General features: G+C 69.9%; 8 protein-coding genes. 4 read left to right on the plus strand and 4 right to left on the minus strand.

Annotated elements, in window-relative coordinates; all coding sequences use genetic code 11:
* Together VM889_07435 and tmk are read right to left on the minus strand one after the other, a co-directional pair.
* A partial coding sequence (locus VM889_07435; GenBank protein ID HVL48371.1) for a hypothetical protein occupies nucleotides 1–539 on the minus strand: 539 nt, incomplete at its 3' end.
* 48 nt (nucleotides 540–587) lie between these two features.
* Nucleotides 588–1,229: a dTMP kinase gene (gene tmk / locus VM889_07440; protein HVL48372.1), complete on the minus strand. Its 642-nt coding sequence runs from the start codon at nucleotides 1,227–1,229 to the stop codon at nucleotides 588–590.
* Between the two features lie 94 nt (nucleotides 1,230–1,323).
* Between tmk and VM889_07445 the strand changes: the two genes are divergently transcribed.
* Nucleotides 1,324–1,533, plus strand: coding sequence for a hypothetical protein (locus VM889_07445; protein HVL48373.1), 210 nt, complete (start codon nucleotides 1,324–1,326; stop codon nucleotides 1,531–1,533).
* 133 nt (nucleotides 1,534–1,666) lie between these two features.
* On the opposite strand, the gene VM889_07450 is transcribed toward VM889_07445, so the two are convergent.
* Nucleotides 1,667–2,128, minus strand: coding sequence for a hypothetical protein (locus VM889_07450; protein ID HVL48374.1), 462 nt, complete (start codon nucleotides 2,126–2,128; stop codon nucleotides 1,667–1,669).
* A gap of 123 nt (nucleotides 2,129–2,251) precedes the next feature.
* Here VM889_07450 and purC point away from each other — a divergent pair, with 123 nt between their 5' ends.
* Nucleotides 2,252–3,154, plus strand: a complete 903-nt coding sequence (gene purC / locus VM889_07455) for a phosphoribosylaminoimidazolesuccinocarboxamide synthase (GenBank protein ID HVL48375.1) — start codon at nucleotides 2,252–2,254, stop codon at nucleotides 3,152–3,154.
* Nucleotides 3,155–3,234: 80 nt separating this feature from the next.
* Here purC and VM889_07460 read toward each other — a convergent pair whose 3' ends face one another.
* Nucleotides 3,235–3,477, minus strand: coding sequence for a hypothetical protein (locus VM889_07460; protein HVL48376.1), 243 nt, complete (start codon nucleotides 3,475–3,477; stop codon nucleotides 3,235–3,237).
* A gap of 79 nt (nucleotides 3,478–3,556) precedes the next feature.
* Here VM889_07460 and VM889_07465 point away from each other — a divergent pair, with 79 nt between their 5' ends.
* The gene (locus tag VM889_07465) at nucleotides 3,557–9,904 is read left to right on the plus strand and encodes a hypothetical protein (GenBank protein HVL48377.1); all 6,348 of its coding nucleotides are present in this window, start codon (nucleotides 3,557–3,559) and stop codon (nucleotides 9,902–9,904) included.
* The coding region (locus VM889_07470) for a hypothetical protein (GenBank protein HVL48378.1) at nucleotides 9,901–10,192 on the plus strand (292 nt) is incomplete at its 3' end. The genes VM889_07465 and VM889_07470, both read left to right, overlap by 4 nt.

A 10,192-nucleotide genomic window follows, 5' to 3' on the forward strand; every position in this document is an offset into this window, starting at 1 on the left:
GCCTCGACGCGCGCGACGAGGCCGCAGGCGCGGCACGTCGCGTCGAAGGGTCGGCGGCCCTCGGCCTCGAACACGGCGTCGCACGCGGGGCAGCGCAGCGTCGCGCGCTCGAGCCGCGCGCGTTCGGCCGACGGAGGCCTGCGCGCAAGGCCGCGCACGACGTCCGCGAGGCGCGCCCGCATCGACCGGCGGTCGGCCGGCTTCGCGAGCGCGAGGGGCGCGACGTCGATGTCCTTGAGGCCCTTCGGTCGGCGCGCCGCGGCGCGGCGGCGCCGGTTGCCGATGGATCGGCCCCAGGCCGCGAAGAGGACGCCCGCGACCATGAGGCCGAAACCGACGGCCGCGGTGGCGACGAAACCGATGTCGTAGGCGCGGTCGCCCGTGAAGGACCAGAGCGCGAGGAGAAGGCCCGCCACGGACACGGCGAGGCCCACCCAGAGGAGCGGGTGCTGCCCCACGGCGCGCCGCGCCCCCGGCGACGAGGCGGGGCGGGAGGCGACCTTCCCGAGAAGCCTCGTGACGGCGGCGGCCGCGCGCACGGGGGGCTCACGCCCATGGCCGGTTAAGAGGCTTTCCACGACGACGGATCAGGATGGCGCGGCGCTCTCGCGGCGAAGCGCCCCTTCGACGAGCGCGAGCGCGTGCATCACGCTCTCGTCCACGCGGCGCGAGGCGTCGAGGATGCGGTAGTGCGGACGCTCGCGCGCGAGCTTCAGGTAGTTCGCGCGCACGATCTCGAGGAATTCGGCGCGCTCGAACTTCACGAGCTCCTTCCGGGTCGTCTGGATGCGCCGCATCGCCTCCGTCGGCGGGAGGTCGAAGAGGAGCGTGAGGTCGGGCGCGCGGTCGAACACCTTCTCGACGTCCATGAGCCAGCGCATCGCGTCGAGGCCCTGCTTCGCGAACGACTCCTGCAGCGCCGCGCCCTGGTACGCGAAGGTGCTGTCGCTCCACCGGTCGGAGACGACGATGTAGCCCTCCTCGAGGAGCCGCTCCACCTCGCGGATGTGCGCGACGTGGTCGGCCATGAAGAGGAACGCCTGCGAAAGCTCCGGCGTGTCCTCGCGGAACGATCGGCGGACGGCCTCGCCGATGTAGCCGTGCGAGGGCTCGAAGGTCCAGCGCGCGGGATGGCCGCGCGCGGCGAGCGCCTCCGCGAGCCCCTTGGAGACCGTGGTCTTCCCCGAACCGTCGATCCCTTCGCACACGACGAGAAGGCCCCGCGCCATCGCTCCGGCATGCCGTTCGCGCGTGAAGATTCTTTTCCCCCCGGACCTCGTTCCGGGAAGCCTCCAAATAGGGGAGCGGAGAGAGCAGCCCGCGATGCGTCCGATCCTCCTCGCAGCCGCCCTCGTGGCCCTCGCCCCGGCGGTCGCCGCCGAATCGATCCCGCCTCCCGAGACGGAGATGACCTGCGTCGGGCAGACCCTCGGGTCCACGAGCGCGCAGGCGTGCGCCGATCCCGATGATGCCTACGCGCGCGTCTCGTGCTACAACACGCTGATCGTCCGCTTCACGTGCTCGGGCCTCTAGGCCCGGCGTCGCGGACCGCCTCGACGGGTCCCCCTTCCCGCCGCCCCGCCCGCGGCGTCCAGCCCGCCGAGGCTCACGCTCATCGATCTTGAAGAAGGAAAAGACGGGGCGCGCGGCGCGCGCCCGGATCCGCTCACGCGACGGGCGCGAGGTAGGCGTAGGTGAACCGGAAGGTCGCCCCGACGCCGAAGAAGCCCGAGATCTCGGCCTTCACCGCGTTCGCGGGCGCGCGGCAGCGCTCCTCGTTCGCGGTCGTGTAGAAGAGGCCCGTCTCGTCCTCGGGGGCGCCCGCGAGGTTCGTCGAGTAGCAGCCGTCGTCCATGTAGTTGCCCGCCGCGTTGAGGAACGAAATGTCGAGGTCCATCGGCGCGCCCGACGCCGTCGTCCACGTGAGGTTCACGTACTCGCCGCCCTTCGCGACCTGCGCGAGGGTGATGACGTGGTGATCCTTCGCGGGACCGCTCGCACGGGCCGCGAGGCCGAGCGTCCCGACGGCGATCGTGCCGTCGACCGTCTGGGTCTTCCATTCCACCGCGCCGGCGGCGGCGAACGGGGCGATCATGAGCAGGGCCACGAAGGGTGCGATCAGTTTCACTGAGGAAGCCTCCCGCGCCTCGAACGGGTCGGGGGTTCAAGAACTTGTGTGTGACCCCTCGAGGGACACGCGCCGGGCGAACGCTTTTGGAGGGAAGGCCGCATCCGCGGCCCGGGGACGACCATGGAGCTCATCCGGAAGGGCAAGGTCAAGGAAGTCTACGCACACGGACCCGACGAGCTGCTCTTCCGGTTCACCGACCAGATCTCGGTCTTCGACAAGATCATCCCCACCCTCGTGCCGAAGAAGGGCGAGACCCTCAACCGCACGAGCGCCTTCTGGTTCAAGGAGGTCGAGAAGCTCGGCCTCCGGACCCATTTCAAGAGCCTCCGGGGCCCGAACGAGGCCATCGTGAAGCGCGTCCGCGTCATCCCCGACTACGACGTCATCGCGAAGACGAAGGGCGACTTCCTCATCCCGCTCGAGGTCATCTGCCGCCACTACCTCGCGGGAAGCATGGTCGACCGGCTGAAGAGCGGCGAGGTGAAGCCCGAGACGCTCGGCTTCCCCGCGGGAAGCGTCCCGAGGAAGGGCGCGAAGCTCCCGAAGCCCTTCATCGAGTTCACGACGAAGCTCGAGAAGGTCGACCGCGACCTCACCGAGGCCGAGGCCCAGAAGATCAGCGGCCTGAGCGACCGGGAGCTCGAGGCGCTCAAGGACGCGGTGCTCCGGATCGACGCCCGCATCCAGGAGGTCGCGGGCGCGCACGGCCTCATCCACGTCGACGGCAAGAAGGAGTTCGCCTTCGACGCGGACCGCCGGCTCATGCTCGTCGACACCTTCGGCACGCCCGACGAGGACCGCTGGTGGGACGCGAAGGCCTACGAGGCGGGCGAGCTCGTCGAGCTCTCGAAGGAGCACGTCCGCGCCCACTACCGCGCGACCGGCTACCACGAGAAGCTCATGGCCGCGCGGAAGGCGAAGCAACCCGAGCCCGACATCCCCGCCCTCCCCGCGCACGTGACCCGCGAGGTCACGGACCTCTACGTGGGGCTCTACGAGCGGATCACGGGGCAGAAGTTCTAGACCTTTGCGCCGGACGCGGGGTCGGCCACCGGTCGCGCGGCGCGCCGGCGCGCGACGTCCCCGCGTCCCGTCGCGTGCGCCTACTCGACCCGCTCGAACGCCACGACCCCCGCCCCGCGCCGGCGTTCCGCGAGGTCGAGCAGACGGTTCACGAGCGCGTCGTAGGTCTCCCCCTTCCGGCCCGCCTTCCGCAGGCGGTCCCGGGTTGTCTTCGTGAGCGGGATGGTGGTGATCTCCCCCAGCGCGAGGCCCCCTTTGAACGATCCGGACAGCCTATCAGCCCTTATAATTTTCTTATAACCCCCAAGGCGCGTCAGCGTCAAAACGCAACTCCGGAAGATTGATGACCCGCGAACGTGTGGGCCGAGTGGTCGCCCCGCTGGCCGACCGGAGGTCATCCCCGTGCGCGCTCGTCGATCCGCCGCCCTCTTCTGGGTCCTCGCCCTTCTGCTGCCCTCGCTCGTCATCCTCACCGCCACCCCGGCGACCGCCGCGAACGCCAACAAGACGACCTTGACCCAGGTCGGCGTATCGCACAACGGCGACGCCTACTACGCAACGAGCACGTTCCAGGTGGGAGCCGTCAAGTACGGCAAGGGTGTGCTCGGGCCGCGCGTGGTGGAGAACGCGGCGACGCACCACGAGAAGCAGGAGGTCTACTTCAACGACCCTCCGAAGCTGCGCCCCTTCATCGTCGGTGACGTCATGACGGTCCGCGTCGAGATCACCACCGCGACCGACATCTGCGCCGTCGGCGAGCAGGTGAGGACGTCGGCGACCTACACGAACTTCGAAGCCGCCTCGACCTCCACGGCGCTTCCCTCCTCCGCCTCGGATTTCACCTTCCAATCGACCATCGCGGCGCGCGGCCTGCAGGGTTCGACCGCGGCGAAGCCCTACCACGAGATGCAGGACATCAAGGTCACCATCACGACGCGGTGCGTCATCTCCAGCACCGATCAGTTGGCCCCGAACGGCCGGTCCGAAACGCTCGACGTCCTCATCAAGAACGTCCGCCTCGACAATTGCCCGCCCGACGGCATCCTCACGGATCCGCACGCGAGCGAGAACTGCCCCGCCCCGTCGGACTACAAGTTCGAGATCCGGACCAACAAGCCCGCAAACGCCCCGGCCTCCATCGGCGAGAACATCGACGTCGTGGCGAACCTGAAGGATCCGACCTGGGATTCCTCGACCTGGTCGATCGCGGGGGGCTTCCCGAAGATCATCGATGGCCCGATCGTCTGGCAGAACGAGGGCACGTTCACGGGGGGTGCGTACCAGTTCACCAAGAGCTACGCGGTGCGCCTGCCGTCCCTCGTCGGAGATCGCATCGACGCCTACCCGGGCACGATCCCCACGACGCCCATCACGTTCACCGACGGCGCGGGCAACGCGCGGACCGTCAACGTTCCGACCCCCGCCGACTCCAAGCCCCCCACCCTCACCCATTCGACGGGCAATGCCTTCCTCGGCCCCATGCAGCCCGCGGGCCGCACCGTGCGCGTGGACTGGAGCGGGAACGCGACGCCCGCGGACCTCAAGGAGTGGCACGTCGAGTGGCGCCTGCACGGCAACGCGACGTTCAACGCCGCGGACAAGGTCGTCGTCCCGGTCGGGAGCCCGAACCGCTTCGCCTTCACGGGCGAGACGGGCGTGACGGGCGCGCAGTCCCTCGTCACGATCCGCGTGACGGCCCTCGACCACGCGGGCAACAAGAAGGCCGAGTGGGGGAACGTGAGCCTGAACGCGCAGAAGCCCTTCGTCGACCTCAAGCTCGCGAACTACACGGGCCCGCCGCCCGGCACCCCGCCGTCGCAGACGGTCCAGGTCGTCGGCAGCTTCGGCGGCAACCCGCACGTCCCGACCGTGCGCGTGGACGCGAGCGACGACGAGATCCCGGCCGCGACGCCGTTCAACCTCGCGAACATCCGATTCCATCTGTCCAAGGTGCAGGGCGGCACGACGTGCTACCTGAACCCGGGCTTCGCCGGCACCGGCGCGTGCGGCGGCAAGTGGGTCACCGTCGGGCCCGGCCTCCAGACCGCGACCCTCGTGACGTGGCCCGCGACGCGCGCCGGCACGCTCCCCACGTACGAGTGGGAGCTTCCCGCGGACGTCCGCGCGCAGCTCACGAGCGGCGAGACGTTCCGCGTCCACGTCCGCGTCACCGACCCCGGGTCGAACGTGGTCGAGAAGTGGTCCAACGTCATCTACGAGACGAACCGGCCCGTCATCACGGCCTCCGGCGTCGACGCGACGCGCCTCGTGACCCACGAGGTGCAGCAGGGCGCGCCCGTCGACAAGGGCGGCGCCGTGTACCTGCTCACGCGGATCACGGACGCCGACACGCCGGGCCACGCGAGCCTCGACCGGATCACGGTCGGCCTCTACGAGAACGGCGACGACGCGAAGCAGGCCCTCACGTTCCAGGGCACGACGCGCGAGAATTACACGTGCCAGGGCCTCGGCAACCCCGCGTGCCCCATGACGCGCAGCCTCTACAAGGGCGGAATCAACGCGACGTTCGAGAAGACGAAGCTCGGCCTCTACAAGGTCAGGATGCGCGCGGCCGACGCCTCGACGTCGGTGAGCGACGACTGGCGGAGCGGCACGAGCGGCCAGCCGATCACGAACATCAAGCTCGGTCCGCGCATCACGTTCGACTTCTCGTCGCTTCCGTTCTACAAGGGCGGCAACGAGAAGATCGTCGAGAACATGACCGTGTTCGCCGGATACACGGACGCGACGCAGGGCAACGGCGCCCCGTGCTGGGCCGAGCCGAGCGCCCCGGGTCCCGTTTGCAAGGTGGACTCGATCGCGATCAAGTACAAGGCCCAGGGGAACGTCTTCCGCGACTTCCCCGTCCAGCTCGTGTCGCCGAACCCCGAGTTCCCGCAGAACCCGCTCGGCGGCAACGCCTTCTACTTCCGCTACGCCGCGCCCGGCAACAAGATCGCGGCGCCGAGCGACATGGTGATCGTGGGCGGCGAGATCATGGCGGTCGCGACGGTCACGATCAACGGCCAGGTGCACACCTCGACGGTGAAGGTTCCGCTCCAGAGCACGCTCTCGGGCGCCTTCAACTGGCACCGCCCCGAGCGCGAGTGGTACGTGAACCAGTGCGCCCTGAACGCGCAGGGCAACAACCCCGCTTGCGCGGCGAACGTCGCGCCCACGATGCAGTTCGCGATCAACTTCTCGCGCCCCGACGTCTCGGACGCGGCGGTCACGCTGAAGGTCAGGAACCTCGGCACGAACACCTACGTCCCGTGCTCCTCGAACTGCCGCCCCGGCGACGCGAACGGCTTCCTCATGACGCGCCTTCCGGGCGCGCACATGCTGAACTTCACGCGCTCCATCGCGCTCGACGCGGGCGCGGCGAGCTACGTCGCGGAGGCGACGGTCACCGCCACGAACTTCGCGGGTCAGCCGTACGCGGTCGAGAAGCGCCACTTCAGCCACGAGTACCGCCAGCCCAAGTTCACGGTGTGCACGGACCCGAGCTTCGCGGCCGCGCGCGCCGCCGCGAGCATGCCGGCGAGCCTCCATCCCGCGGGTTGCGAGGTCTTCCAGTCCGGAGGCATCCGGTGGGTCGGCCGCGAGTTCAACCTCTCCTTCGTCCTCGAGACGGGTCTCGCGAACGTGACCGGCTTCCACGCCGGCGCGACGACGGTGCTCGCGCCCGGCGAGCCCGCGTCCTCGCACATCCACCGCTCGGACATCAACGTCTCGATCGAGCGCACGGCGATCACGACCGGCCAGACGCGGTTCCTGCAGAACCACGAGTGGTCCTTCACGCCGCTCTCGATGACCACGCTCGACGGCAAGAACGAGACGATGTACGTCGTCGGCCGCGTCCGCCTCCCGGCGGCCGAGCACGAGTCGGGCTTCGTGATCAACCTGAACGCGACGACGGACGGCTTCAACCGGACCGCGAGGGAGAACCTGAAGACGCGGCTTCCCGTCTCGGTCACGTTCGACGCGACCCCGCCCCTCGCCACGATGAAGCCCTCGCTCGTGAACGCGTCGCTCATCGCGAACCACACGCTCTACGGCGGCGCGACGGACGTCGGGTCCGGCCCGAAGGGCGTCACGCTGTCGATCGTCAACCTCACGGGCAACTCGACGTGGCTCCCGTCGACCGGCCGCTGGCATCTCAACGACCGCTTCACGTTCGCGAGCAACACGATCGTGGGGTCCTCGTGGCGCTACAGCCACCCCGGCCTCACGTTCGACGCGCGCAACCGCTACGAGGTCACCGTGGCCGCCGTGGACAACCTCGGCAACGTCCAGACGACGCCGCGCAAGCACACGATCACGGGGGACACGAAGCTCCCCGAGATTGCGACGCTCAAGTTCGTCGGGCGGGACTCGTCCGCGACGAACCACGCGATCGGCTGGCGCGCGACGCCCGGCCTCACGTTCTACGCGCACGTCACGGACTCGGCCGGCACGGCCGTGCCGTACACGACGCTGAAGAACGTCTGGCTCGTGGTGCAGAACGACTCGGCGCAGGGCGCGAACGGCCTCTCGGCCCGCTGCACCGCGCCGACGGTCACGTGCTACAAGATGTCCGCGGGCACGCCCGCGAACAACTGGACCGTCACGCTCGCCGACAAGCGCCTCGAGGCGGTCGGCGCCCACACGGTCTGGATCTATGCCGAAGACCACGCGGGCAACGGCAACGAGTCGGGCATCGGATCCTCGCCCCTCGTCCCCCGCCTGCGCTACCAGATCGTGGACGACCGCTCGCCGATCGTCGTCACCGTGGGCGCGACGCCCGCGCAGCTGCCGGTGAACGGCGTCATCGAGATCGAGGCCCGCATCATCGAGAACCACGCGCTCGCGGCGACGAGCCCGGTCCGCGGCCTCATCCGGAAGGACGACGCCACGTTCGCGACGTTCAACATGACGCCCGACGCGTCGGTCGCCGCGAACGGCACCGGCGTGTGGCGCTGGACGAACGCGGGCACGAACGTGACGTTCCCCGTCGGCACGTACCGCGTGAGCGTGTACGCGAAGGACGCGGTCGGCAACGGCTGCGGCCTCGGCCAGACGAGCTGTCCCACCTACACAGGCACCACCTGCCCGCCGAACCAGAGCACGTGCAGCGCGGTGAGCCACAACGGCTACTTCGAGGTCACGACCACCGCGCCGCCGACGCTCACGAAGCAGTCGCCCGCCGGCGCGTTCGTGAACGCGACGCCCACGGCGAAGATCTTCGCGGCCCACTCGAAGCTCACGGCCTCGAGCTTCCAGGTGCAGGTCAGGGTCGGCGCGAACGGCGCCTACCAGACGACGCCCGCGAACTACACCGCCGACGACACGGGCCCGAACGGCACCCGCCGCGGCTTCCTCGTGACGGTCCCCCTCGGACCGTATCTCGACGGGACGAACGTGACCCTCCGCGTCGTCGCGACGACGAGCACCGGCCAGGTCACGACCGGCACGTTCGACTTCGAGGTCGACGCCATCGCCCCGGTCGTGAACGCGACCGTGACGGGCGCGCAGACCAAGGACGGCGTCTCGTGGTGGTCGCCCGACACGCGCGTGACCTTCGACGCGGACGATGCCGGCGCGGGTTCGCCCGTCGTGGTCTACCGCTTCGGGAACGGCAGCGTCCAGACGCTCACGGGCGCGACGCTCGCCCCCGCGGGCCTCCCCGACGGCGCGGGCAAGCTGCACTTCGCGGCGCGCGACGCGGTCGGCAACCAGGGCGCGTTCAAGACGCTGAACTTCACGTTCGACAAGACGGGGCCGCTCGTCACGAAGAGCGTGGACGGCGCCGAGCCGGTCGTGCTCGTCTCCGATGCCGGCATCGGGCTCGACCCGACGTCGGTCACGCTCCACGTGCGCTACGGCGCGTCCGGCGCCTTCCAGCCCATCGCCATGACGAACGTGAGCGTCAACGCCTTCCGCGCGACCCTCTCGCCCGAGGAGGGCGAGGCGTACGCGTACTACTTCACGGCGAAGGACCTGCTCGGCAACACGGGCACGCTCCACTCCGCCGCCGTCCCGCACATCGTGGACGGAACGATCGGCGAGGACAACACCCCGCCGATCGCGACGCTCGTCGCGCCCGCCGACGGCGCGAAGGTGAACGGCACGGTCGTGCTGCGCTGGACGGCGACGGACGAGGACGGCGACACGCTCACGGCGAAGGTCGCCTGGGCGAACGGCAACGCGACCGGCCTCATCCACGACGGCAACAACCTCGGCACGCTCTCGTGGGACACCCGGGCCCTCGCGCCCGGCCCGTACACGGTGACGTTGACGGTGAGCGACGGCAAGGCCGTCGCGACCGACAGCGCGACCGTCACGGTGCAGGCGCCGCCCATCGCGGGTCCGCCGATCAGCGTCAACCCGCCGCCGCCCTCGGTCGACGCCGGGAAGTCGCTCACGACGAAGGTCGCCCCCGCGGCGGGATCGAAGCCGATCCAGGAGATCGTCGCCACGATCTTCCGCGGCGCCGAGAAGGTCGCGGAGCGGCCGCTCGTGAAGGACGCCACGGGCTCCTACCTCCTCACGTACACGCCGACCGAGGCGGGCACCTACCGCATCTCGTACGCGACGAAGTATCTCGACGGGTCGTCCGCGCCCGCGCAGGCGGGCGGCACGTTCACGGTGAAGGCGGTCACCGCGACGGAGAACGCGAAACCGGACGTGCCGTTCTACGCGCTCGTCATCATCGGGGCGACGGCGATTCTTCTTGCGGCCTATGCCGCCTTCGTGAGGTGGAAGCCATGAAGAACGTGAACCTCGCCGGCCGCTCGCTCTCGCTCGACGTGACGGCCTGGGCCGCGGCCGACCGCCGCTTCGGCAGCCTCGTCATCCTGGGCGCGATGGTCCTCCTGGTCCTCGCGGGAACCGCGGTCTGGTACCTCGCGCTGCCGGAGGTATTCCTCTGGGTGCTCGTCGTGCTCGCCGCCACGCTCCTCGTCTTCGAGGCCCTGATCGTGGTCCTCGGCGCCCGCGCCGAGCGCGCCATCGCGGACCTGCCCGACCTCCCCGAGGAGGACGCCCACGCGCACGCGG

Source organism: Candidatus Thermoplasmatota archaeon, assembly GCA_035540375.1.
Taxonomy (GTDB): Archaea; Thermoplasmatota; SW-10-69-26; order JACQPN01; family JAJPHT01; genus DATLGO01.